The sequence below is a fragment of the Paenilisteria portnoyi genome (genome assembly GCF_014322795.1).
Classification (GTDB): Bacteria; Bacillota; Bacilli; order Lactobacillales; family Listeriaceae; genus Listeria_A; species Listeria_A portnoyi.
In genome coordinates this window covers 30575-56435 of record NZ_JAASTT010000002.1, presented here as the reverse complement: position 1 = coordinate 56435, position 25861 = coordinate 30575, and the positions used below count along the sequence as shown (strand labels likewise).

Annotated in this window: 22 protein-coding genes and 1 pseudogene; 19 read left to right on the top strand and 4 right to left on the bottom strand. The window is 45.3% G+C overall.

Features of this window, described 5'->3' with window-relative positions; translation table 11 throughout:
* Positions 1-233: 233 nt before the first annotated feature.
* The 3 genes and pseudogenes from HCJ66_RS01715 (at position 234) to HCJ66_RS01705 (ending at position 2696) form a co-directional block, all read left to right on the top strand.
* Positions 234-952 (top strand): annotated as a pseudogene (locus HCJ66_RS01715) (metal ABC transporter ATP-binding protein).
* Positions 952-1791: a metal ABC transporter permease gene (locus HCJ66_RS01710; RefSeq protein WP_187131602.1), complete on the top strand. Its 840-nt coding sequence runs from the start codon at positions 952-954 to the stop codon at positions 1789-1791. Before HCJ66_RS01715 ends, HCJ66_RS01710 begins: the two are co-directional and overlap by 1 nt.
* Complete coding sequence (locus tag HCJ66_RS01705; protein ID WP_187131601.1) at positions 1788-2696, top strand: metal ABC transporter substrate-binding protein; 909 nt, start codon at positions 1788-1790, stop codon at positions 2694-2696. The genes HCJ66_RS01710 and HCJ66_RS01705 overlap by 4 nt, the downstream gene beginning before the upstream one ends.
* Before the next feature lie 76 nt (positions 2697-2772).
* On the opposite strand, the gene HCJ66_RS01700 is transcribed toward HCJ66_RS01705, so the two are convergent.
* From HCJ66_RS01700 to HCJ66_RS01690, 3 genes are all read right to left on the bottom strand, one after another.
* Complete coding sequence (locus tag HCJ66_RS01700; protein ID WP_187131600.1) at positions 2773-4077, bottom strand: glycosyltransferase family 2 protein; 1305 nt, start codon at positions 4075-4077, stop codon at positions 2773-2775.
* On the bottom strand, positions 4074-4586 hold the full coding sequence (locus tag HCJ66_RS01695; protein WP_187131599.1) for a hypothetical protein: 513 nt from the start codon (positions 4584-4586) through the stop codon (positions 4074-4076). The genes HCJ66_RS01700 and HCJ66_RS01695 overlap by 4 nt, the downstream gene beginning before the upstream one ends.
* Positions 4587-4659: 73 nt before the next feature.
* The gene (locus HCJ66_RS01690) at positions 4660-6012 is read right to left on the bottom strand and encodes an MATE family efflux transporter (protein ID WP_187131598.1); all 1353 of its coding nucleotides are present in this window, start codon (positions 6010-6012) and stop codon (positions 4660-4662) included.
* Positions 6013-6219: 207 nt separating this feature from the next.
* Between HCJ66_RS01690 and HCJ66_RS01685 the strand changes: the two genes are divergently transcribed.
* The 13 genes from HCJ66_RS01685 to pyrE all read left to right on the top strand — a co-directional run bounded on the left by HCJ66_RS01685 (position 6220) and on the right by pyrE (position 21543).
* Positions 6220-7503, top strand: a complete 1284-nt coding sequence (locus HCJ66_RS01685; RefSeq protein ID WP_187131772.1) for an NCS2 family permease — start codon at positions 6220-6222, stop codon at positions 7501-7503.
* 77 nt (positions 7504-7580) lie between these two features.
* On the top strand, positions 7581-8048 hold the full coding sequence (gene lspA / locus HCJ66_RS01680; protein ID WP_187131771.1) for a signal peptidase II: 468 nt from the start codon (positions 7581-7583) through the stop codon (positions 8046-8048).
* Complete coding sequence (locus tag HCJ66_RS01675; protein WP_187131597.1) at positions 8045-8947, top strand: RluA family pseudouridine synthase; 903 nt, start codon at positions 8045-8047, stop codon at positions 8945-8947. Before lspA ends, HCJ66_RS01675 begins: the two co-directional genes overlap by 4 nt.
* An 860-nt stretch (positions 8948-9807) precedes the next feature.
* The gene (pyrR, locus tag HCJ66_RS01670; protein WP_181675290.1) at positions 9808-10350 is read left to right on the top strand and encodes a bifunctional pyr operon transcriptional regulator/uracil phosphoribosyltransferase PyrR; all 543 of its coding nucleotides are present in this window, start codon (positions 9808-9810) and stop codon (positions 10348-10350) included.
* Positions 10351-10672: 322 nt separating this feature from the next.
* Complete coding sequence (locus HCJ66_RS01665; protein WP_187131596.1) at positions 10673-11968, top strand: solute carrier family 23 protein; 1296 nt, start codon at positions 10673-10675, stop codon at positions 11966-11968.
* An 89-nt stretch (positions 11969-12057) separates the two neighbouring features.
* Positions 12058-12969, top strand: a complete 912-nt coding sequence (locus HCJ66_RS01660; RefSeq protein WP_036060049.1) for an aspartate carbamoyltransferase catalytic subunit — start codon at positions 12058-12060, stop codon at positions 12967-12969.
* Complete coding sequence (locus HCJ66_RS01655; RefSeq protein WP_187131595.1) at positions 12957-14234, top strand: dihydroorotase; 1278 nt, start codon at positions 12957-12959, stop codon at positions 14232-14234. Before HCJ66_RS01660 ends, HCJ66_RS01655 begins: the two co-directional genes overlap by 13 nt.
* Positions 14235-14237: 3 nt before the next feature.
* Positions 14238-15326, top strand: a complete 1089-nt coding sequence (locus HCJ66_RS01650) for a carbamoyl phosphate synthase small subunit (RefSeq protein ID WP_187131594.1) — start codon at positions 14238-14240, stop codon at positions 15324-15326.
* Entirely contained in the window at positions 15319-18522 is a 3204-nt protein-coding gene (gene carB, locus HCJ66_RS01645) for a carbamoyl-phosphate synthase large subunit (protein WP_187131593.1), read from the top strand. Before HCJ66_RS01650 ends, carB begins: the two co-directional genes overlap by 8 nt.
* 18 nt (positions 18523-18540) lie before the next feature.
* Positions 18541-19305: a dihydroorotate dehydrogenase electron transfer subunit gene (locus HCJ66_RS01640; RefSeq protein ID WP_187131592.1), complete on the top strand. Its 765-nt coding sequence runs from the start codon at positions 18541-18543 to the stop codon at positions 19303-19305.
* Complete coding sequence (locus tag HCJ66_RS01635; RefSeq protein ID WP_187131591.1) at positions 19302-20216, top strand: dihydroorotate dehydrogenase; 915 nt, start codon at positions 19302-19304, stop codon at positions 20214-20216. The genes HCJ66_RS01640 and HCJ66_RS01635 overlap by 4 nt, the downstream gene beginning before the upstream one ends.
* The gene (gene pyrF / locus HCJ66_RS01630; RefSeq protein ID WP_036060054.1) at positions 20213-20917 is read left to right on the top strand and encodes an orotidine-5'-phosphate decarboxylase; all 705 of its coding nucleotides are present in this window, start codon (positions 20213-20215) and stop codon (positions 20915-20917) included. The genes HCJ66_RS01635 and pyrF overlap by 4 nt, the downstream gene beginning before the upstream one ends.
* Positions 20914-21543, top strand: coding sequence for an orotate phosphoribosyltransferase (gene pyrE, locus HCJ66_RS01625; RefSeq protein ID WP_187131590.1), 630 nt, complete (start codon positions 20914-20916; stop codon positions 21541-21543). Before pyrF ends, pyrE begins: the two co-directional genes overlap by 4 nt.
* A gap of 48 nt (positions 21544-21591) precedes the next feature.
* On the opposite strand, the gene HCJ66_RS01620 is transcribed toward pyrE, so the two are convergent.
* Complete coding sequence (locus tag HCJ66_RS01620; protein ID WP_187131589.1) at positions 21592-22593, bottom strand: LacI family DNA-binding transcriptional regulator; 1002 nt, start codon at positions 22591-22593, stop codon at positions 21592-21594.
* Between the two features lie 244 nt (positions 22594-22837).
* Here HCJ66_RS01620 and HCJ66_RS01615 point away from each other — a divergent pair, with 244 nt between their 5' ends.
* The 3 genes from HCJ66_RS01615 to HCJ66_RS01605 are packed head-to-tail and all read left to right on the top strand — an operon-like array spanning position 22838 to position 25855.
* On the top strand, positions 22838-24160 hold the full coding sequence (locus HCJ66_RS01615) for an ABC transporter substrate-binding protein (RefSeq protein ID WP_187131588.1): 1323 nt from the start codon (positions 22838-22840) through the stop codon (positions 24158-24160).
* Complete coding sequence (locus HCJ66_RS01610; protein WP_036060061.1) at positions 24157-25035, top strand: carbohydrate ABC transporter permease; 879 nt, start codon at positions 24157-24159, stop codon at positions 25033-25035. The genes HCJ66_RS01615 and HCJ66_RS01610 overlap by 4 nt, the downstream gene beginning before the upstream one ends.
* On the top strand, positions 25022-25855 hold the full coding sequence (locus HCJ66_RS01605; protein WP_036060062.1) for a carbohydrate ABC transporter permease: 834 nt from the start codon (positions 25022-25024) through the stop codon (positions 25853-25855). Before HCJ66_RS01610 ends, HCJ66_RS01605 begins: the two co-directional genes overlap by 14 nt.
* Positions 25856-25861: the final 6 nt, after the last annotated feature.

Below are 25861 nucleotides of genomic sequence, written 5' to 3'. Positions count from 1 at the left end.
AATTCAGCAGAAAATGCTTCATAAGAGCCACAACAAAATACATTCCTAGGATGAGAACCGCCCTTTCTAACGAAAGATCGGTTCTCATCCTTTTTTATATCCAATTTTCTAAATAAATTGCAATAAACCTCCTTTACAAAACCAAAAATATAGGCTATACTAATCATAAAGTTGCTCTAAGGAAACATTTTTAGTTCTGACTAAAATAATCTGATAGAAATAAGGTGATGCCAATGCTAGTCGAAAATCTATCCATATCATACGGCCAGAAACGTGTCGTGGAGAACATCTCCCTTCAAATATCGCTAGGAAAAATGACAGGAATCATCGGACCAAACGGCGCAGGAAAATCAACATTTCTAAAAGGCTTAATCGGGCTAATCCCCCGCGAATCGGGTGAAGTAACTTGGGGAGGGCGCCCAATCGAGGCTATACGTGGCAAAATCGCTTACGTTCCCCAAAGAAATACAGTAGACTTAACATTCCCAATCACGGTGCAGGATACCGTTCTCATCGGCACCTATCCAAAACTTGGCCTCATCAAGCTACCAAGGAAAAAAGAACGCGAAATTGCGCGGACAGCACTGGAACAAGTCGAAATGCTAGATTTTGCAAAACGTCAAATTGGCGAACTTTCAGGCGGTCAATTGCAGCGGGTTTTCATCGCACGGGCGCTCGCGCAACAGGCGGATATTTTTCTATTAGATGAGCCATTTGTTGGCATTGATATGACAAGTGAAGCATTGATTGTCGAAGTATTGAAAAAATTGCGAGATGCAGGTAAAACAATGATTGTCGTCCACCACGATTTTCACAAGGTGGCGCGATACTTTGACGATGTATTCTGTTAAACCAACAATTAATGGCATATGGCGAAACGGAAGCAACGTTCACGGAAGCGAATATTTTAAAAACTTACGGACAAGGATTCGGATGGGGAGGCGCTCAGTGATGTTATTTTTAGAAGGTTTGATGCAGTATGAATTTTTGCAAAAGGCGTTGTTAACTTCGGTTGTTGTTGGCGTTGTCTCTGGTGTAATTGGGAGCTTTATCATTTTACGGGGGATGTCATTAATGGGGGACGCGATTTCTCATGCAGTTTTACCTGGGGTCGCGATTTCATATATGTTGGGGCTCAATTTCTTTCTAGGTGCGACCGCTTTTGGCATTATGGCAGCGCTTGGCATCGGTTTTGTGAATCAAAATAGCCGGATTAAAAATGATACGGCAATTGGGATTGTGTTTAGTTCGTTTTTTGCGCTCGGGATTATTATGATTTCGCTGGCGCAGAGTTCGACGGATTTATATCATATTTTGTTTGGGAATGTGCTGGCGGTTAGGAGTAGTGATATGTGGATCACGTTTGGAATCGGTACGCTCGTTATTCTGCTGGTCGCGTTGTTTTATAAGGAATTGTTGGTTAGTTCATTTGATCCGACGATGGCAGAAAGTTATGGCTTAAAAGTGCGGATGTTGCATTATTTTCTAATGACGTTGTTGACGCTGGTGACGGTTGCGTCGCTGCAAACTGTGGGGATAATTCTTGTTGTCGCGATGTTGATTACACCTGCAGCGACGGCGTACTTGCTGACGAATCGTCTCTCTGTCATGCTGTTTCTGGCGGCGGGATTTGGTGCGGTGAGCGCGGTGATTGGATTGTATTTTAGCTATATGTATAACTTGGCATCGGGAGCGTCGATTGTACTCGCAGCAACAGCTTTATTTATTATCGTGTTTTTATTTTCACCAAAACAAGGCATTATTTTTGGAAGAAGGAGCGTGAAACAATGAAGAAAGCAGTTTTAGCCGGGATGATTGTATTGTGCGTCGGTTTGTTTGTGGCGTGTGGTGGAAACGAGAAGAAGGCGAATTCGGATAAGTTGCAAGTGGTGACGACGTATTCGATTTTGTATGATATTGTGAAACAGGTAGGCGGCGATAAAATTGATTTATATAGCATTGTGCCAACTGGGACGGACCCGCATGAGTACGATCCGTTGCCGAAAGATGTGCAAAAAATGGCGGACGCGGATGTAGTTTTTAATAATGGGCTCAATCTGGAGACTGGAAATGGCTGGTTTGATCGGTTGATGGCTTCCTCTGGTCAAAAAAAGGCCATAGCGCTGAGTGAAGGCGTGGCACCGAAATTTTTGACGGCGAAGGGGAAGGAAAGTGAGACGGACCCTCATGCTTGGTTGGATTTGCAGAACGGCATCAAGTATACGGAAAATGCGCGAGATGCGTTGGTAAAAAAAGATCCGGATAATGCGGATTATTATAAGGATCGCGCTGAGAAATATATCGCACAGCTGAATGCACTCGATGAGGAAGCGAAGACAAAATTTGCAGATTTGGAGCATAAAACGCTTGTGACAAGTGAAGGCGCATTTAAGTATTTTGGCGCGGCGTATGGGCTAGATGCAGCTTATATTTGGGAAATAAATACGGAGAATCAAGGGACGCCAGATCAAATGAAGAAGATTATTGAGACGATACGAGTAAAGAAAGTGCCGGTTTTATTCGTGGAGACAAGTGTCGATCCGAGAAGTATGGAAAGCGTATCAAGCGAGACGGATGTACCGATTTCAGCCAAATTATTCACGGATTCTACTGCGAAAATTGGCAAGGAGGGAGATTCGTATTTGGAGATGATGCGTTGGAATTTGGATAAAATCTACGAGGGGTTAAAAAACTAAGAAAAGTCGTTCTTTTGGAGCGTACCAAAAATGCGTATCAAGAATCTCTAGCCGATTTTTGATACGCATTTTTCGGTTATTGTTTTTTCCGTCGTTCTGGGCTGACCCACACACCAGTGCCGAAACCGAGAATTGTTTTTACAGCGGGAATAAATGTCATCAAGATAGTTATGGCATTCATCATCCAATAAAAAAGCAAGTAGAGTGGCGCGAACAGGAAGTATTTCATTTTCTTACCTTTGTCGTCTATTGCCAGTGCTGCAAGTAATTGGATGGCTCCAGCGAGCATCTCAAAGCAGACGAACACAAAGGCTACGGCAATCATGAATAAAACATCGTGTTTATCACCTAAGTAAATGTGATACGAAAGCTTGAGAACAAAAAGTAAACTAGAGATCCAGAAAAAGAACGTCCAAAAAATACTTAACGTTTGATCGACACATAGAGATGTCCGGCCAATGTTTTTGAAGGGGTGTGCTACGACTCGGCGGAAATTGGTCAGCCATACTTCGGTGCCGCCTTTTGCCCAACGTTTCCGCTGTTTATAGAGCATATTCATCGTCTCAGGAACTTCCATAAAGAAAATGATATCGGCCGCAAAAATCGAGAGCCAACCTTCAAATTGATGGTCCCAAGCGATACTAATATCCTCGGTCGCGCGATCTTGACGGAACAGACCAACATCCATTAAAGCGTCTTTTCGATACATCGTGTTGGCGCCACTGTATGCATAAATAATACCGAATGCGCTAGCTTGCGTACGTTTAATGATGCCAACAATACTGGAAAATTCGACGGTTTGGGATTTCCCGACAAGTGTGGAACGATTTTGAACGTCCATATTTGATGTGACAGCAGCTATATTTCTCGATTCAGGATTGATAAAATAATTCACATATTTCCACAAGGCATCTGGCTCTGGAACCGTGTCTGCATCATTACTAAGAATCAACTCGCCTTTCGCAAAATGTACGCCGATATTAAATGCATGAGCCTTTCCTTTGTTTTTTTCGATGCGAACAACGCGCAGATTATCGTATTTTTCCATGAGCCTTGCTAGAATTTCGGGTGTGCTATCGGTTGAACCGTCATCTGTGACAAGGATTTCGTAATTCGTATAGTTCAATTTATTCATCAAATATTCAATGGTGTCCTCAATAACAATCTCCTCATTATGAGCGGGAATCATGACGGTAATGAATGGCTCTATTTCAGTTGGAATATCCGTCCATCCTTTTTGCCTATATTTGAAAAGAAACGTATAGCAGAAAGCGCCGACAAACCACGCAAAACCACCTAAAATCGGATAAGTAAGGAGAATGACAAATAAGAATGTGATGATGGTATTTAAAAGGGGGATGCCAGTATCGATAATTGTCATTTCAAATCAACCCCACTATCTTTATACAAATCCCTGATGCACGTATCGCTCAGATTTTTTTCTTCGGGTATAGAAACGAATTTTTGAGATTGGCGAAATGCTTTATCTCCAAATCGTTCGGTCATAAAGGCTTCCACAACTTCTTTTCTGATTTCTAAAGTTTCCTCATCATATGTTATTTCTTTTTGTAACACCTTTTTGTAGCGCCGGTTGTTTTTGAATGTCAGTAGAATCAAGTAAATGAGAATAAGCGGTAATGCAATGAATAAGAAGTCGTCCATGATTTTGAAAATCCGAATAGCCAAATCAAAAACATCAAAAACAATGGCCCAATTATGCCAAAATAAAATGGGGAATAGGACGAGTAAGAATGGTAAGAAGAAACCAATCCACGCTAATATCGTAATCAGAAATTGTCGTATTTTCAAACCGACATGTCCTTTTTCAAAAAATTCATCTTCAATAAACTGTTCACTTACCTCGTCTCGAACTGCTTTTTGTACCATCATGAACCTGCCTTTCCTATGCAAAAAAGCATACTAAGATTAGTATACTTTTTCCCTAAAAAGGTGAGCGTAAACGTTATTTAAGTTGGGTTAGTAAACGTTTTTCTGTTATTCGGACGCGAATAGATAGGATGAACGCGGCGATGAATAGGCCAGCGCTAAGTCCAATCCAGAACCCAAATGGTCCGAGTTGGGTGTATGATAATGCGAGTCCGAGTGGTAAACCGATGACCCAATAAGAAATAAAGGCAACGATGGATGTGACTGTAACATCCTTGTAGCCACGCAAAGTGCCGAGTACTGGGGATAACAGGGCGTCTGCAAACTGGAATAAAATAGCGTAAATTAAGAAATGCGTAATCAAATCCGCAAGTTTTGGATCTGAGGTATATAGCAATGCGATTTGATCGCGGAAAAGGAACAATAGTATACCATTCAATATGCCGATGGAAATCGCTGAAATCATGCCGATATGGCGATACTTTCTAGCATCTGCCACGCGTTTCGCTCCTGTCTCAAATCCAACTAATATCGTCAATGCCGCCGCGATACTTAACGGAAATGCGTAAAGCAACGTCGGTACGCTAATAGCGGATTGATGCGCCGCAATTGTGTCTGTCCCAAAGCGCCCCATAAAAACAGTGACCGCCGAGAAAATACTCACTTCAAAAAGAATTGTCAAACCGTTCGGTACGCCAAGTTTGATAATCTCCTTTATTTTTTCCCAATCTACTTTAGCGAATCCAGCAAAGATATGATAGTCGCGCAATCGTTTTTGACTTTGAATGAGAATAATCGTCACAAGGAGTACGATCCAATACGTAATTCCCGTCGCATAGCCACTTCCGGCACCACCCATCTCAGGAAATCCCCAATTTCCGAAAATCAATAAGTAGTTCAAGAAAATATTCACCGGTACCGTAATTAGTGTAATCATCATGGTGACCCGCGTCAGGCCAAGCGAATCAATGAAAGCACGCAAAACGGAATAAAAGAAAAAGGCTGGGATACCAAAACAAATCCCATTTAAAAAATGTTTCGCAATATCTGCAACGGCAGGATCGAGTCCCATTGCGCTCAAAATCGAAGGCACGAATAGAAAGTTAAGCGCCAGCAGTAGAGCGGCCAAACCGACTGCTATATACAACCCGTTACTCACGGTTCTTTTAATATCATGACTTTCTCCGCGTCCAATCAATTGCGAAATAATTGGCGTCACAGCCATCAACAAGCCAGATAAGCTCGCGTTAAAGGGACCCCATAAGGAATTCCCAATGGCAGTTCCGGCGAGCGCTTCGTTCGAGTAATGCCCAGACATCATGGTGTCAATTAAAGCCATCGAAAACAGCATTAATTGCGAAATCACGACAGGTGTAAATATAATGAAGAATTGGCGCCATTTCTCACTCGGCGTAAATGTTTGTTCCAAAATGGTGACCCTCCTTTTAATTATGTATAGTTCGACACCCGATTATAGCACAGGAAATAGGTCATCGTCACGGAAAGTTAGTGTTTTTTTCTGGACTAGAACGTAAAGCTCTATGCGAATCCGCTTGCGTCTGTTATAATAAGGGTTCGTGGTAGGGGCGAGACTCTACGGGTTGGGAGAGGGATAATTGAATAAAGAGGAATTATGATGCAAAAATTCTTGGACAAAATCTTTCAGTTGAAAGCGCATCGGACATCGGTTCGAACGGAAGCTTTAGCTGGAATGATAGGTTTCTTCACCGTTGTCTACATTATTGTTGTCAATAGTTCGATTTTGGCAGAAGCGGGAGTACCGTATCAAGGCGCCATTCTTGCAACGATTTTTATATCGGTTGTAGGCTGTTTGGTGATGGGTTTTTGGGCAAATGCGCCATTAATCTTAATGCCGGGTATGGGAATCAACGCGCTGTTTGCGTACAACTTCGTGCAGACGCTTGGATTATCATGGCAACAAGCACTAGCAGTCGTTGTCGTCAGTGGTTTCTTATTCATGATCTTAGCATTTACACCACTAGCTAGAAAGTTAAACGACACGATTCCATTGATCTTAAAACAAGGAATTACAGTCGGTTTAGGGCTTTTTCTAGTATTGCTAGGTCTCGAAAAAGGACAAATCGTGTCGCGCGGAGAGCATTCCATCTTAGCGTTTGGCGATATGCATGATCCATTTGTGCTGGCCACGCTGATTACGCTTTTGCTAACGATGATTTTGCTTGTGCGCAAAGTACCAGGTGCGTTTTTATGGAGCATACTGATTGGAACGCTCGTTAGTGTTCTGTTCGGCGTACATGGCGAAGTTTCGAAGGATGCGATGAGTTTGGCGCCGTGGAAAGATGTGCTGTTTCAAGCTGATTTTTCTGGTGTAGGACAAGTGGCATTTTGGACGAGCGTGTTTTCACTAACAATGGTACTCGTGTTCGAAACGGTAGGATTAACGTTTGGTCAGACGAAGCAACTTGGTCAAACGGAGAAATTACCACGCGTACTACAGGCGAGTAGTTTTACAGCTTTCTTGTCAGGCCTATTTGGAACAAGCCCAACGATTTCGGCACTAGAAAGCGGTTCGATGTCGGCAAGTGGGGCAAGAACAGGTCTGGCATCTGTAACGGTGGCTATCTTTTTCTTAGGTTCGCTCGTATTGATGCCGTACATTTCATTTATTCCAAACAGCGCGATCGCACCGATTCTAATTGTAATCGGGATTTCGATGTTGCAGGAAATAAAAGAGATGGACTTTGGCAATGCGGCCGACACTTTTGCAGCACTCTTAATCGTCATCATTATCCCATTCTCGTACAGTATCGCCGACGGAATTGCGGTCGGATTTATCGCGTACCCGATTTTGAGACTATTTTCAAAAAATCGCACGCGTACACCGATACTCATGTATATCATTGCCGCGCTATTTTTGATACAATTTATCGTGCAGTGATACAGTGTAATCTGGGTCTAGAAAAAATTCTGGGCCCAGATTATCTACATAAAATAAGGAAAAGAGGAATTCATGTGATTTATTATTACTTAATAGCACTTGTAATTATCGTCATTGACCAGTTCACAAAATGGCTAATCGTGCAAAATTTAGACCTAAGGGAAGTTGTGGAAATCATTCCTGGTTTCTTAAATATCACCTCGCATCGCAATTCTGGTGCTGCTTGGGGTGTTTTGGAAGGAAGAATGTGGTTTTTCTATCTGATTACGCTTGTTGTTATCGGCGTACTTATTTACTTCATGCAACGTTACGCGAAAAATAGTAAACTTTTAGGTGTAAGTTTAGCATTTGTTTTAGGGGGCGCGATTGGGAATTTTATCGATCGTCTGCTCCATCAAGAAGTGGTCGACTTTGTACAAACAATTTGGGGAAATTATTACTTCCCAATTTTTAATGTCGCGGATGCAAGTCTGACGATAGGCGTGATTTTACTCATTGTCTACGTGTTCTTGGATGATCGCAAATCGAAAGGAACGAAAAAATGACGCAAAATACCGTAATTATTCCGGAGAAACTAAATCACGAACGCTTGGACAAAGGTCTCGCAGAATTGCTTGGGATGACTCGTTCTGGCATCCAAACCTTGCTAAAAGACGAGGCTATCCTAGTTAACGGCGAGAAAACGAAAGCCAACTACAAATGTAAAACGGGCGATGAAATCACGTATATCGTTCGCGAACCAGAAGAACTAGATATTGTTGCGGAGGATATTCCACTTGATATTTATTATGAAGATGCCGATGTACTTGTCGTGAATAAAGCGCAAGGTATGGTCGTTCATCCATCAGCAGGCCACACGTCTGGTACGCTTGTGAACGCCTTGTTATTTCATTGTGACGATCTTTCAGGTATTAACGGCAAAATTCGTCCGGGCATCGTGCACCGTATTGATAAAGATACATCTGGTCTCTTGATGGTTGCTAAAAATGATAAAGCACATGAATCATTGGCGGAGCAGCTCTACGATAAAACAAGTGATCGTGAATATATTGCGCTTGTACATGGCGTGATTAAGCATCAAAAAGGAACCATTGACGCTCCGATTGGCCGTTCTAAAGAAGATCGTCAAAAAATGGGCGTTGTGAATGATGGGAAAGAGTCGCGGACGCATTTTGAAGTGTTGGAACGATTTAAAGGATATACGCTGATCAAGTGTCGTTTAGAAACTGGGCGTACGCACCAAATTCGTGTACATTTGAAGTATATTGGGCATCCACTTGCGGGAGATCCAAAATATGGTTTGAAGAATACAATTAAAGGTGAGGGGCAATTTTTGCACGCGGCTGAGCTTGGATTTACGCATCCTACAACACAAGAGAGAATGAAATTTGAGGCGCCATTACCTGCGATTTTTCAGGAAGCATTAGAGTCTTTGAAAGAATGAAGTTGTTGAGGTACACATTTTTTGAGAAATGTGGTATAGTAAAGGAAATAAAAAGAACCGCTAGTCCAGATTTCGACTAGCGGTACGGAATCCGCTTTAAGGCGGACAACGTTTCGTGATGAGAAATAATCCACTAAGTTCGTAGGCCTAGGGGGATTATTTTTTTTGCCCAAATAAATGCAAGAAAAATGTCTGATTGAAAAGTGGAACACGCCCGTTAGGCTCGAAAGAAATTGTTAGGGGGCGCAGTGAAAACCTTCCTTTGGTTTTTGCGGAGGTCACGAAATTTTCGAGAGTCTGGCGTGTGGAGCTGGATCAATAGTGCGAGTAGAAAAAGTCCACCCGTGAAAAGCAAAGCAAGAAGTGCCAATGTTTCCGATACTGTCATACGACAACGCCTAAGCAGAACAGTCTTGTTCGAGATTAAGAGAAATAGTTTGCTAAGAATGAACGAATGCTCTCTTTGCTCGCACTCATATTGAGGCTCTAAGGAAATACAATACATTTCCTAAGACCCACAACAACGTTTATCCGCCCTAAAGACTTCCGTGCGCCTATTATAGCATAGGAATTAATAGAAAAGGGGCTTATTTCCAAAGTCGTATTTTAATTAATTTTACAGTGTTTCAACCCCTGATATGAACTTTTTACGGTGTTCGATAAAACTAGTTGACAAACCCCTGATACTACGATAAACTAAACCTAGTTAAATAACAGTCCTTTAACATAGTCCAGAGAGGCTAAGAAGGTAACGTGAGTTGGGTGTTTCTATACCCAATTGGATTCTGTACGTATACCCTTTGCCGCGCTCTTGGCAGAGGGTTTTTATTTTGTCTAATTGATGCTTGGAGGGGAAGAGAATGCCAGAAGAAGTGGTTGTGATGGATGAGGCGGCGATAAAACGGGCGCTTACGAGGGTGAGTTACGAAATCATCGAGCGTAATAAGGGAACGAAGGATTTGGCGCTTGTCGGTATCAAAACACGAGGTATTTTCCTAGCAAATCGTTTGCAGGCTCGTATCAAGGAGATTGAAGATGTAACGATTCCGGTCGGTGACATTGATATCACGCTTTATAGAGACGACTTAACTTTTAAAAATGAGTCTTCTGAGCCGTCGCTAAATGGTACGAATGTTCCTTTTGATATCAATGGGAAAAAGGTTGTGTTGGTCGATGATGTGCTGTATACAGGCCGAACGGTGCGTGCCGCAATGGACGCGCTGATGGATGTAGGACGCCCGGCTGGGATTCAGCTAGCGGTTTTGGCGGATCGGGGACACCGGGAACTACCGATTCGAGCGGATTTTGTTGGTAAAAACATCCCGACTTCGAGTGAGGAACGGGTAGAGGTACATTTGGCGGACGTCGACCATGCGGCGGATGCTGTTACAATAATAAAATAGGATAATCCAGAATGTTGAAAAACCAGTTTTCGTAGACTATTCGCCGAACCCCAGCGTGTCGACAAATGCTTAGATCCTAGGCAAAGTTGAGCACTGGCGCGGAGCATACTTGGGTATGTGAGCAACGGCGCGCAGACTTTAACGACGGAGCTGAGTGTTTGTCGATACGCTGGAAGAACGCTTTTTTAAAACAGTCCAGAGAGGCTGATAAAGGGTGATGAACGGGAAATAGGTCTAGCCTATAATCCGGTACATAGCTGCTCTTTGTCGCAATTTGGCAAGGGGTATTTTTTATGACTTAGAGTCGGAAAGAGGGAGAATAATGACAGAAGAAACGACACCTGAAAATTACGTAAAACCGGTACTGGATATTCACGAGAAACCGGCTTGGAATAAATGGATTGTGCTTAGCATTCAGCATCTGTTCACGATGTTCGGCTCGACGATCTTTGTGCCAACTGTGACGCATTTGAATCCAAGTGTGGCACTGATATCGAGTGGGCTTGGAACGCTTGCTTACTTAATTATAACGCGAGGTAAAATTCCGGCTTACTTAGGTTCATCGTTTGCGTTTATAGCGCCGATAACGATGCTACTCACCGCAAAATCTGGCGGGGGGCCTGGGGCGGTTATGGTCGGGACGTTCTCGGTCGGGGTTGTGTACGCGATTGTGGCGCTGATTGTTTATTACGTGGGAATCGAATGGATTCAACGCGTGTTACCGCCGATCGTGGTTGGGCCGGTGATTATGGTTATCGGTTTGTCACTTGCACCAAGCGCTGCGGCGATGGCGATGGGGACGAATAATGGTGGCGAGTATGATTACAAAATTTTGCTAGTAGCGCTGATTACCTTAGTTGTGACGATTATCGCGATGATGTTTTTCAAAGGATTCTTCGGACTTATTCCGATACTATGCGGCTTTGTCATTGGCTACTTAGTGAGTATGGCGTTTGGGCTCGTTGACTATACATTGATTCAAAATGCGAGCTTGTTCCAAGTGCCGGACTTCACGATTCCGTTTGTGAATATGGATCCAGTGGTGACGCTGACGGTTGTGCTTTCGATGGCGCCGCTTGCTTTTGTCACGATGGCGGAGCATATGGGGCATCAGTTGCTTTTGAATAGAATTACGAATCGTAACTTTTTTAAAGATCCGGGTTTGCATCGTTCGCTTGCGGCGGATGGGACGGCGTCGATCATTGCTTCGCTCATTGGTGGACCGCCTGTGACGACTTACGGTGAGAACATCGGGGTGCTGGCGATTACGAAAGTGTATAGTGTGTTCGTTATCGGAGGGGCTGCGGTGTTTGCCATCGCGTTCGGTTTCATCGGATACGTGAATGCGGTGATTACATCGGTACCAACTGCGGTGCTTGGCGGGATTTCCTTACTCTTGTTCGGAGTTATCGCAACGAGTGGTTTGCGGATGATGGTTGAGAGTCGCGTGGACCTTAGCGTGAATCGCAATATGATTATCGCGTCGGTTGTCTTGGTTGTCGGAATCGGTGGTTTGATGATAAACATTGGTTCGTTCCAACTTTCAGGAATGGCGATGGCGGCGTTAATTGGGATTATTTTAAACCTTGTTATACCTGAAAAACATACTGCAAAATAATAACATCTAAGAAAACCTCTGAAAAAGCGCAATTTTTTAGAGGTTTTCCTATAAATAGTATCTAATTTTTAGAAAAGGTGGCGGTTCGAATGAAGGATTTAGTGTCGATGGAAGAGCTTTCTGTAGCGGAAATTGGTGAGTTATTAGACCAAGCTGGGCGTTTCAAGCAAGGAGAAATTTGGACTCCGAAAAAGCAAATGTATGCGGTGAATATGTTTTTTGAGGCAAGCACGCGAACGCATAATAGTTTTGAAATGGCTGAGAAGAAGCTTGGCATCGATGTTCTTTCGTTCGATCCTTCTAAATCGAGCGTGACCAAAGGGGAAACGTTATACGATACGGCGCTGACGATGCAGGCAATCGGTGTGGATGTGGCGGTTATCAGGCATTCGGATGAGGAGTATTATGAGCCACTTCGCAAGTTGGGGATTGCGGTTGTGAACGGGGGCGATGGCTGTGGGCAACATCCGAGTCAGTCGCTTTTGGACTTGTTCACAATCAAGGAAGAGTTTGGCGGTTTTAAGGGCTTGAAGGTCGCGATTGTGGGGGATATCGTGCATAGTCGGGTGGCGAATTCGAACATGCAGGCGCTGAAACGTCTTGGTGCGGAGGTATTTTTCGCAGGGCCGCCGGAGTGGATGCGTGAGAGCTGTTCGGAGCTTGGGACGTATATGCCGATGGATGATTTGGTGGAGCAGATGGATGTGATTATGCTTTTGCGTGTGCAGGAGGAGCGTCATGACGGGTTGCTTAGTTTTACGAAATCGGATTATCACGAGAAGTACGGCTTGACGGAAGCGCGGGCGGCATTGATGAAGGAGCGCGCGATTATCATGCATCCAAGTCCTGTGAATCGGGATGTGGAGATTGCGGATAGTTTGGTGGAATGCGAGAAATCGCGAATTGTGGAACAGATGACGAACGGTGTATATATTCGGATGGCTATTTTAGAGGCAGTTTGCCAAGATAAAGAAACGAGGGTGACGACATGTACGTATTGAAAAATGGAAAAGTGTTGACGGAAACTGGGGATTTGGTTGTGAAGGACGTGGCGATTGAGGACGGTCGCGTGACGGCGATTGGTGACGGGATTGAAAACGAGAACGCAAAAGTGATTGATGTGGCTGGAAAATTGATTGTACCGGGGCTTGTGGATGTGCACGTGCATTTGCGGGAACCAGGCGGGGAACACAAGGAGACGATTGCGACTGGGACGGCTGCTGCGGCTCGTGGTGGGTACACGACGGTTTGTGCGATGCCGAATACGAAACCGGTGCCGGATACGGCGGAAGTGATGACGCAGGTTGTGGATCGGATTAAGGAAACAGCGGCGGTTCGCGTGTTGCCATACGCTTCGATTACGTCGAGTTTGAAGGGTGACGAGTTGGTGGACTTTGCGGCTCTGAAGGCGGCTGGTGCGTTCGCGTTCACGGATGATGGTGTTGGTGTGCAGACGGCGGGCATGATGTATGAGGCGATGAAGGAAGCTGCGGCGCTGGACATGGCGATTGTGGCGCATTGTGAGGATAATTCGCTTGTGTATGGCGGGGTCGTGCATGACGGGATTTTTGCGGCAGAGCAAGGTCTGGCAGGGATTCCGAATATTGCGGAGTCGGTTCAAATTGCACGCGATGTGTTGTTAGCTGAGGCGGCGAACTGTCATTATCACGTTTGCCACATTTCGACGAAGGAATCGGTTCGTGCGGTTCGTGATGCGAAACGGGCTGGGATTCGGGTAACAGCGGAGGTTTCACCGCATCACTTGATTCTGAATGAGACGGATATTCCGGGTAATATCGGGAATTGGAAAATGAACCCACCGCTTCGTGCGAAAGAGGATCATGCGGCGCTTTTGGAAGGGTTGCTTGATGGGACGATTGATTTTATCGCGACGGATCATGCGCCACATTCAGCGGAGGAAAAGAACGTGCCAATGGAAAAAGCGATGTTTGGAATCGTTGGCTTGGAGACGGCTTTCCCGCTACTTTATACGCATTTTGTGAAAACGGGTGAGTGGACGCTGAAACAATTGATCGATTGGATGACTGTGAAACCTGCGGAGTGTTTTAATCTTCCGTATGGTGTACTTGAAATCGGCGGTATCGCGGATGTGACGGTCATTGATTTGGAAAAAGAAGCCAAGATTGATCCGGAAAATTTTGCATCAAAAGGTAGAAATACACCGTTTACTGGTTGGAATTGTGTTGGTTGGCCAGTCGCGACGTTTGCAGAAGGCGCACTTGTTTTTGAAGAAGGGGTGGAATAACGCATGGCAAAACGGATTTTGATGTTGGAAGATGGGAACTTTTTTATCGGTGAGGCAATTGGCAGTGACCGCGAAACGATTGGGGAAGTTGTTTTTAATACGGGCATGACGGGATATCAGGAGACGATTACGGATCCGAGTTATTACGGGCAAATCATCACGTTTACATATCCGCTCGTTGGGAATTATGGCGTGAATCGTGACGACTTTGAATCAATTCACCCAGCTGTGAAAGGCGTGGTGGTGCGTGAGGCGGCAGAATTTGCTTCGAACTGGCGCAACCAATTGACGCTGGATCAGTTTTTGAAGGAAAAAGATATTCCTGGGATTGCGGGAATTGATACGCGGAAATTGACGAAAATTATTCGCAAGGAAGGAACGCTAAAAGGGATTTTGGCTCCGGAAAAGGCGAATCGGGAAGATTTATTGCATCATCTGCGTTCGGTGCGCTTACCAGTGGACCAAGTGCGTGAAGTTTCTTGTTCGAAGGCATTTACGAATCCGGGAGAAGGCAAGCGGGTTGTGCTGGTGGATTATGGTGTGAAAAGTAGCATTATGCGCGAGTTGAACAGACGTGATTGCGATATTACAGTCGTGCCTTATAATACGACGGCTGAAGAGATTCTAGCGATGCATCCAGATGGCGTGATGCTGTCGAATGGACCGGGAGATCCGAAAGATGTGCCGGAAGCGATCACGATGATTCGCGGGTTGCAAGGGAAGGTGCCGTTGTTCGGGATTTGCCTAGGACATCAGCTTTTCGCTTTAGCAAATGAGGCGGATACGTTTAAGCTGAAATTCGGACATCGCGGGGCGAACCATCCTGTGAAGGAGCTGGCGACGGGACGCGTTGATTTTACGGCGCAAAATCATGGCTATGCGGTGGATGCTGATTCGCTAACTGGGAAAGACATCGTGGCGACGCATGTTGAATTGAATGATGGAACGGTAGAAGGATTGGCGCACAAGGAGTTTCCTGCTTATACGGTACAGTATCATCCAGAAGCGAATCCTGGACCGAGTGACGTGAATTATTTGTTTGACCAATTTATAGCAATGATGGAGAAGGAGGGAGCGGAACAAAATGCCTAAACGTGAGGATATTCAAACTATTTTAGTAATTGGTTCTGGTCCTATTGTTATCGGACAAGCAGCGGAGTTTGACTATGCGGGGACGCAAGCGTGTCTGAGTTTGAAAGAGGAAGGGTACCGGGTGGTGCTTGTGAACTCGAATCCAGCTACGATTATGACGGATGTAGAGATGGCGGACAAGGTTTATATTGAGCCGATTACGCTCGATTTCGTATCGCGGATTATTCGGAAGGAACGCCCGGATGCAATTTTGCCGACGCTTGGTGGTCAGACTGGCCTGAATATGGCGATGGAGCTTGCCGAAGCGGGTATTTTGGAAGAGTGCGGTGTGGAAGTTCTGGGAACGGATTTGGTCGCGATTAAGAAGGCGGAGGATCGCGAGGCGTTTCGTGATTTGATGCATGAGCTTGGGGAGCCGGTTCCTGAAAGTGACATTATCCATAGCTTGGAAGAAGCGAAGAACTTTGTTGCAAAAATTGGTTACCCGGTGATTGTTCGCCCGGCTTATACGCTCGGTGGTTCTGGTGGCGGGATTTGCTTGAATGACGCGGATTTGGCGGAGATTGTGGCGAGTGGTTTGAAGCTGAGCCCGGTGACGCAATGTTTGCTAGAGCGCAGTATCGCTGGTTTTAAAGAGGTCGAATATGAAGTGATGCGCGATGCGAATGATAACGCGATGGTCGTGTGTAATATGGAAAACATCGATCCAGTCGGGATTCATACGGGGGATTCAATCGTTGTGGCGCCAAGTCAGACGCTGTCGGATCGCGAATATCAAATGCTTCGTGATGTGTCGCTGAAAATTATCCGCGCGCTTGAAATCGAGGGTGGCTGTAACGTGCAGCTCGCGATTGATCCGGATAGTTACGAGTATTTCGTGATTGAAGTAAATCCGCGTGTGAGTCGTTCGTCGGCGCTAGCATCGAAGGCAACGGGTTATCCGATTGCGAAACTCGCTGCGAAAATTGCGGTGGGCTTGACGCTAGATGAGATGAAGAATCCTGTAACGGGAACAACGTATGCGCATTTTGAACCAGCGCTTGACTATGTTGTATCGAAAATTCCACGCTTTGCTTTTGATAAATTTGAAAAAGCGGATCGTCGTTTAGGTACGCAAATGAAGGCGACTGGCGAGGTCATGGCGATTGGTCGGAATTTGGAGGAGTCACTTTTGAAGGCGGTTCGGTCGCTTGAGATTGGGACGACGCATCTGTATTTGGACGAGGCGGAGAATGCGAGTTTGGAAGAATTGGAACGTAAAATTTGCTTCCCTGAAGATGATCGGTTATTCTTCTTAGCCGCGGCGCTCCGTAAAGGCTGGACGATTGAGGATCTGCACGCGAAAACGAAGATCGACTTGTTCTTCTTGTATAAATTGGAGAAAATTATCAAACAAGAGTCGGAAATCGCGGCGAATGTTGGGGATTTGGAAGTATTACGCGCGGCGAAGCGGAACGGTTTCAGTGACGGAGCCATCGCGAAACTTTGGGATATGACGACTTTTGAAGTGTACGATATTCGTAAAGAAGCGGGAATTATTCCGGTTTACAAAATGGTAGATACGTGTGCGGCCGAATTTGAGTCGACAACGCCATACTTCTACAGTAGCTACGAGGATGAGAATGAATCGATTCGCACAGAGAAGGAAAGCGTGATTGTGCTTGGTTCTGGGCCGATTCGGATTGGACAAGGCGTTGAGTTTGATTACGCGACGGTGCATTCGGTTTGGGCGATTCAGCAAGCGGGATATGAAGCAATTATCATCAACAATAATCCGGAAACAGTATCGACGGATTTCAGTATTTCCGACAAGTTGTACTTTGAACCGCTGACGCTGGAAGATGTGATGCATGTGATTGAACTGGAAAAACCGCTAGGCGTTGTGGTACAGTTCGGTGGTCAAACGGCGATCAATTTGGCAGATGGTTTGGCAGAACGCGGCGTGAAAATCCTTGGAACATCGCTTGAGGACATCGATCGTGCGGAAAATCGTGATAAGTTTGAGAAGGCGCTCGTGGAACTTGGCATTCCGCAACCTGCTGGAAAAACAGCGACATCGATTGATGAGGCGATTGCAGTTGCAACGAATATTGGCTACCCAGTCTTGGTGCGCCCTTCTTACGTGCTCGGCGGTCGTGCCATGGAAATCGTGGAATCGGAAGAAGCGCTGCGTTATTACATGAACAACGCGGTCAAAGTGAATCCGAAACACCCGGTGCTTGTCGATCGTTACGTCCAAGGGCAGGAAGTGGAAGTGGATGCGATTAGTGACGGTGTGAACGTTGTGATTCCAGGTATTATGGAACATATCGAACGTGCGGGCGTCCATTCTGGTGACTCGATTGCGGTTTATCCTGCGCAAAGTTTGTCGCAACATGTCAAGGATTTGATCGTTGACTACACGACGCGACTTGCGAAAGGCCTGAAGATCATCGGCATGCTGAACATCCAATACGTTGTGGCGGATGAAGAGGTTTTCGTGATTGAAGTCAATCCGAGATCAAGCCGTACTGCACCTTTCTTGAGCAAAATTACCGACATCCCGATGGCGAATGTGGCGACGAAAGTCATTTTAGGAAAAACGTTGTTGGAACTTGGCTATAAAGAAGGTTTGGCGCCAGAGAAACAAGAGATTTTTGTTAAAGTGCCGGTGTTCTCGTTTGCGAAATTGCGTAGCGTCGACACCTCGCTTGGCCCTGAAATGAAGTCAACTGGAGAAGTCATGGGGAAAGATCGTACGCTTGAAAAGGCGCTGTACAAAGGTTTTGTGGCAAGTGGCGTGAAAATGCTTGATTACGGAACGGTGTTATTGACGGTCGCGGATCGTGATAAGGCAGAGGCGACGGCACTGGCGCAACGCTTTAAAAATATCGGCTTCACAATTATGGCGACAGCTGGAACGGCGCTTGTTTTAGAAGAGCAGGGCATTCCAGTTTCCAAAGTGAAGAAAATCGGCGAAAATCAAGAAACATTGATTGATTACATTCGCAACGGACAGGTGACGCTTGTTGTAAATACATTAACAACTGGAAAACAACCAGAGCGTGACGGTTTCCAAATTCGTCGGGAATCAGTCGAAAATGGTGTGCCAGTTTGTACATCGCTAGACACAGCAGAAGCAATTTTGCGGGTGCTCGAATCACGGTCGTTTGAAATGGAAGCTATGCAACCTGCTCGAGTGATCGAAACAGTTTAAGAGAACGGGGTGGAGAACGTGAGGCAAACAAAGATGGAAGTAGTCAGTCAAAAGTTAATCGCGGATCGGGTGTTTGAGCTGGTTTTAAAAGGGGATATTGTGCTGGAGATGAATCCGGGGCAGTTTATGCAGCTCAAACCTCGGCGAGCGGATTTGCTTTTGCGACGCCCGATTAGTATTTGTGCGATTGATAAGGAGGCGGCGCAGTGTACGTTATTGTACCGCGTGGACGGAGAAGGGACGGCGGATTTTGCGGAGCTGGTGAGCGGTGACGCGATTGATGTCATTGCCCCGCTTGGAAATGGCTTCGCACCAACAGAAACGAAGCTTGGCGAACATGCCTTATTAATCGGTGGTGGAATTGGGGTTCCGCCGCTTTATCAACTCGGAAAAGAGCTGGTAGCGCAAGGGTCGACAGTGACGTTTGTCTTAGGTTTTAGCTCGGCAAAAGATGTTTTTTATGAAAAAGAAATGGGAGCACTGGGCGATTGTTTTGTCGCAACGGTGGACGGAACGCGAGGCACGCAAGGTTTTGTAACGACAGTGACGGACGCGCTTGATTTTGCGCCAGATACGGTGTACAGTTGTGGGCCGACTGCGATGTTACGCGTGGTTTCCGAACGATTTGCGAATAAGCGGACGTTTTTGTCGCTGGAGGAACGGATGGCGTGCGGTGTAGGAGCTTGCTATGCCTGTGTTTGTCAGCGCACCGATGACCCGACGAAAAGCTATAAAGCATGCGATGAAGGCCCGGTTTTCCGAGCTGGGGAGGTAGTCATATGAACCGTTTAGCCGTTGAAATACCAGGTTTATCTTTGAAAAATCCAATCATGCCCGCGTCCGGTTGTTTCGGATTCGGCAAAGAATACAGCAAGTTTTACGATTTGAACAAACTCGGGGCAATCATGGCAAAAGCGGTGACGCCAGAACCGCGTTACGGCAATGCAACGCCGCGTGTGGCAGAAACACCATCCGGCATGCTGAACGCGATTGGCCTTCAAAATCCAGGCCTCGATCACGTGATGGCGAACGAAATGCCATGGCTAGAGCGCTTTGACACGCCAATTATCGCAAATGTGGCCGGTGCCTCCGAAGAAGATTACGTCAAAATTTGCGCGCGAATCGGTGATGCACCAAACGTGAAGGCAATCGAACTCAATATTTCGTGTCCCAACGTGAAGCATGGCGGCATCGCATTCGGTACCGATCCAGAAGTCGCCTACCAACTCACGAAAGCCGTCAAAGCTGTGGCGAGCGTTCCAATCTACGTGAAGCTCTCGCCAAACGTAACCGACATCGTCCCCATTGCGAAGGCGATCGAAGAAGCAGGCGCCGATGGACTCACGATGATTAATACCCTTCTAGGCATGCGTCTCGATCTCAAAACGCGCAAACCAATTTTGGCAAATGGCACTGGCGGCTTATCAGGACCATCTATCAAGCCCGTCGCGATTCGCCTAATCCACCAAGTCCGCGCCGTTTCCAACATTCCAATCATCGGCATGGGAGGCGTCCAAACCGTAGATGACGTCCTCGAGTTCCTAATCGCAGGCGCAGATGCCGTCGCAGTAGGCACGCTCAATTTTACCGAGCCATATATTTGTCCGAACCTAATCGACGCCTTGCCAGCCCGCATGGACGAACTAGGAATCACGACTTTAGCCAACTTAAAAAAGGAGAGAACAAACGCATGACAAAACCAATTATCGCGCTCGATTTCGCCTCATACGGTCAAGTCGAAGCATTTTTAAAACGATTTCCAAAAGGAGACACGCTGTCCGTCAAGGTCGGCATGGAACTCTTCTACTTAGAAGGCCCGCACTTAGTCGAGCGCCTCAAACACGAAGGTCACGAAATTTTTCTCGATCTCAAATTGCACGATATTCCGAATACCGTCAAAAGCGCGATGATTGGCCTCGCTCGCATGGGCGTCGATATGGTCAACGTACACGCAGCAGGAGGTCGAGCGATGATGGAAGCCGCGCTTGAAGGTCTCGAAATCGGCTCCAGCTCCTCTCGCCGTCCGCGCCTTATCGCTGTTACGCAATTAACAAGTACCAGTGAAGCCGAAATGCAGTCCGATCAACTAATCCAAGCAAGTCTAATGGATTCCGTCTTGCACTACAGCAACTTGGCGAATGAAGCAGGCCTCGATGGTGTCGTCTGTTCCGCGCTTGAAGCTGGCAAAATTAAAGAAATCACCCGTCCCGAATTCTTACGTGTGACACCAGGAATCCGCTTAGACACTGATACGAAGGACGATCAAAAACGCGTCGTAACGCCACATCAAGCCCGCGAAATTGGCGCAACTGCAATCGTTGTCGGCAGATCGATCACGAAAGCAAGCGACCCGTACCAAGCATACGAAACGATTCTAAAGGAGTGGAACAAATGACAACCGAAAAACAAGTTGCCGAGCAATTACTAAAAATCAAAGCCGTATTCCTTCAACCAAACGATCCATTCACATGGGCATCCGGCATCAAATCACCAATCTACTGCGATAATCGCCTAACATTAGGATTCCCAAAAACCCGTCAATTCATCGCGGCAGCACTTGCAGAAAAAATCAAAACCGCATTTCCTGATGTGGAAGTACTAGCAGGAACCGCAACAGCAGGCATCCCGCACGCCGCATGGGCAAGTGATATCCTAGACCTGCCAATGGTTTACGTCCGTTCCAAAGCGAAAGAACACGGCAAAGGCAACCAAATCGAAGGACCAATCGCGAAAGGCCAAAAAGTAGTCGTGATTGAAGACTTGATTTCGACTGGTGGAAGTTCGATTACAGCCGTAGAAGCCTTGCGCGAAGCCGGATGCGAAGTCTTGGGAATCGCCGCTATTTTTACATACGGATTAGAAAAAGGAAAAACATTGCTTGGCGCAGCAAACGTGGAAGTTGCAGCACTTACGAATTATGAAACGCTGCTTGAAGTCGCGCTGGATGAAGGTTACGTATCAGAAGGCGACATGGCAACGTTGAAAGAGTGGAATAAAGACCCCGAGAAGTGGGGAAATTAAAAAAATAGAGAAGAAGTCCCTTTTTTGAAAGAGATTTCTTCTCTATTTTCAAATTAATCTCCCAGTCGACTCTCTCAAAACCAACTCCGTCCCAATCGCCACATTCACAATAGGCGCACTCGGATTCCGCAATCGCCATTCCATCGTTTCCGCGGCTTTTCTCCCCATAAATCGCAAATCGGTGCACATTGTCGTCAGCGGTGGTTGTGCCAAAATCGCGAATTCCGTATTATCAAAGCACACAATCGACACCTGCTCTGGAATCGCAAATCCCTTCGACTGAAAATACGAATTCAAAATAAATCCTAGCCCCGAGTTCACGCAAAACCACGCGCTGGGCCATTCCTCCAAGCCTTCCAATGCCTGAAACAACGCGGCCTGCTCCTCTTTGATACTCGTAATGGTATAGTGCGAATTCACCGGCAACTTATAATGCCGCATCGCCTTGCAATATCCTTCAAAACGCTCCTCATAACTCGGCGAAAAATCAACATCGCCAACAAAGCCAATCCGTTCGTGCCCAAGCGTTATCAAATGTTCCACAGCCACAAAAGCACCATCTTTATTCTGCGACAAAATCGTATCTGTCCGCAAATGTGGATCATGGTGGTCAATCATCACAGTCGGTACGCCCAATTCCAAAATCCGCTTCACAAAAACATCACTAATATGCGATAAAATAAAAATTCCCCGCCAATTTTTCTCTTCTAATTCACGTGGCAAACGGTTCGTAGCGATAGCTTCTGGTCCCACCGCAAGCGTCGTTAAATAAAAGCCTCGCGCTGTCATTTCCTGCTCCAAACTCAAACAAATTTCACCAAAAAAACTTTTTTGCGATAAGGCAAATTCCGTGGCAACAAGCGCGAATTGATTATCGGTAGGCGTGTAAACCACGTCTTTTTTGTATTGGTAGCCCATTTCATCTGCTTTTTGTAAAACGAGCCGCTTTGTTTGCTCGCCAACGCCGTTCTTATTCCCTAAGGCTTGCGATACCGAGTTTTTTGAAATCTGCAAAGCGTCCGCGATATCTTGCATTGTGACTTTTTTCATTCATTTTCCTCCTAGATGGGACTTTCTCTCATTTCATTATAAGAGTAATAACGATAGAAAGCAATTGAAAAGTAATTCTATTTGTAATGTAATTGTAAATAACGCTATTATTGCTGTTTAAGTATTATAATGCAATTAATACGAAAAAGTAATTGTTGACATTACAAAAATGTAATGCAATAATGTAATTGTAATTCAAGCGCTTACAAAATTACAATATGATCTAACTAGGAGGACATGAAAGATGAAATTAAAAAAAGTGGTGTTTTCTGTTTTATCCGTAGCAATGGTAGGGAGTTTGCTGGCGGGATGTGGTTCGGGAAGTAAGGATGATGTGTCAGCTGATGGCAAGACGAAGGTAACATTTTGGGCCGCGCCAAATCCAACACAAATGAAGTTTTGGGGAGAAATGGCAACAGCTTTTGAGAAAGAAAATCCAGATATTAAAGTAGAAGTATCACAAATGAAAGAAAGTCCATCTTCTGAAGCAACGGTGCAAGCGGCCATCGCGTCGAAAACAGCACCAACTATTTCGGAAAATATAAATCGTAGTTTTGCCGCACAACTCGCGGATAGTAAAGCAATCGTGCCAATCAATGAAATCGACGGCATGAAAGAAGTAGCTGAAAAACGTAAAATGACTGATAGCCTTGACGCTTGGAAATTCTCGGATGGTAACCAATATGTGTTCCCAGTTTACTCTAACCCGATTCTTTTCGCATGGCGTACTGATATTTTGAAAGAAATTGGTGTGACTGAAACGCCAAAAACATATAGTGATGTGCTCGCTGCTGGTAAAAAACTAAAAGCGAAATATCCCGACAAAGTGATTTGGGCAAAAGCAGACTTGGCTGATCCGACAGCTTGGATGCGTTGGTTTGACTTCTTCCCATTGTACAATGCAGCATCTAAAGGTAATGCTTTTGTAAAAGATGGCAAATTTGTAGCGGATAACAAAGCTGGAAAAGAAATGCTTACATTCATGTCTGAGCTACAAAAAAATGACCTTCTATTAGCAGGACAAGCAACAGATCCATTTGAAACAGGAACGAGCATCATGGCTGATCTTGGTCCATGGTCATTCCCAAACTGGGCAGAGAAATTCCCAGAGTTAAAAAATGGCGAAACATACACGGTTACGACACCGCCAGTTCCTGATGCTTTAAAAGACGCTGAAAATGTAAATACGTATTCGGATGCAAAAGGAATCGTGTTCTACGCACAAGCGAAAGATGCGGAGAAAAAAGCCGCAGTTAAATTCCTAGATTTCGTTTACAGCAACGATAAAAATGACTTGAAATTCTTAGAAACAACAAACTTAATTCCAGCGCGTGATGATGCGACGCAAAATGCAACATTCACTGAATTCTTCAAAGCAAATCCAGCGCTAAAAGTATATGCAGAAAACGTACCATACGCGATTCCAGCGATGGATAACGCTGACTACAATGACATTCAACAAATCATCGGTGAACAAGCATGGAATCCAGTCGTTCGTGGTGAGAAGAAACCTGCGAAAGCTTGGAACGACATGAAGAAAGCTGAGGATGAGGTGCTTCAGAAATGAAGAAGCAAAACAATAAATTGGGCTGGTCTTTCACCAGCCCCTATGTTATCTTCACAATTATCTTCTTTCTAATCCCACTCGTTTGGGCGATTTGGCTCTCCGTGACGGATTGGAACATGATGAGTCCAGATATTAATTTTGTCGGGCTGGATAATTTCACAAAGGCGATTGCAAGCCCAGCGGTGAAAGCATCGTTTTGGGTGACATATAAGTTCTTGATTGTATTCGTACCACTCGCGATTATTATGTCGATGGTCGTTGCGGTACTTGTGAACGGATTACCGAAATTCAAAGGGTTATACTTAGTTGCTTTTTTCCTACCTTATCTGTCATCAGGCGTTGTTACGTCTTTGATCGTGAAAGGTTTGCTATCTTATAACAGTCCGCTAAACATCTTTTTGCGTGACAATTTTGGCTTGAATATTGATTGGTTAGGAACCCCGATGACTTCATTATTCGTTATTTCGCTGATGATTGCTTGGAAAATGTCAGGGTATTACGCACTGATTTTGATATCAGGATTATCTAGTATTAACGAAGAAATCTATGAGGCGGCGGCGATGGATGGCTCGGGTCGGTTCCGCACATTCTGGAAAATTACGATTCCGATGATGTATCCTGCGCTTTTCACGGTGATCGTTTTGGCGGTAGGCGTGAGTTTCGGGATATTCACGGAGGTTTACCAGCTAACTGGCGGTGGGCCGAACTTTGCGACAAATACGTGGCAAATGGAGATTTATAACCAAGCCTTTGTAAACTTGAAATCAGGCTATGCTTCAGCAATCTCGCTTGTGGCGGCTGTTGTGACGTTTGCATCGATTGGTGTTATTAAAAAAGGACTAGAGAAATGGGGCGAGAGAAATGGTTGGTCGTAAAAGTAAGTGGGGCATGACGGTTCGTTATACGTTAACCACATTGATTCTATTAGTCATGATTTATCCGTTTATTTATCTCGTACTCAATTCGTTTGCGGCATGGGATCAAGTCGATCGGAAGTTGATTCCGACTGAATTCACGACGCGTTCTTGGAGTTGGTTGTTCGGGAATGCATCGGTTTCGGCTCCAGCACCTTGGATTCAAGCGTTTATCAATACGATTATTGTGGCGACGATTGCAACGGGACTCATGTTGTTATTCGCAATTATGGTCGGTTACGCACTTGCAAAAGTGAAATTTAAAGGGAAAATGTTCGTGAATAACGTGATTTTATTCCAAATGTTTTTCCCAGCGATTATTTTATTGATTCCGCAATTTTTGATGATTACGAATGTTGGTTTGCTGGATACGTATGCTGGGATGATTATTCCAACGATGATGAGTATGTGGGCGATCTTTATGTACACGAACTTTTTCAAGGCGATTCCGGATACGTTGATTGAGGCGGCGAAATTGGACGGGGCGAGCGATTTGAAAATTTTATTCCGCGTTGTTTTACCGATGTCGAAATCGATTAGTACGGTTATCTTCTTGTTCTTGTTCACGGATCGCTGGACGAACCTGTTATGGGATTTAATCGTGACGAAAAGTGATAGTACGGTGACGCTGAACGTACTGATATCGCAAATGTTTGGACCTTACGCAACGTATCCTGGTCCGATGTATGCGGCGTCGGTTGTGCTGACTTTACCGCTGATTATTCTATTCCTCTTCTTCTCGAAAAAATTCCAAGAGGGCATGCAGTTTACATTGAAATAAGGAGTT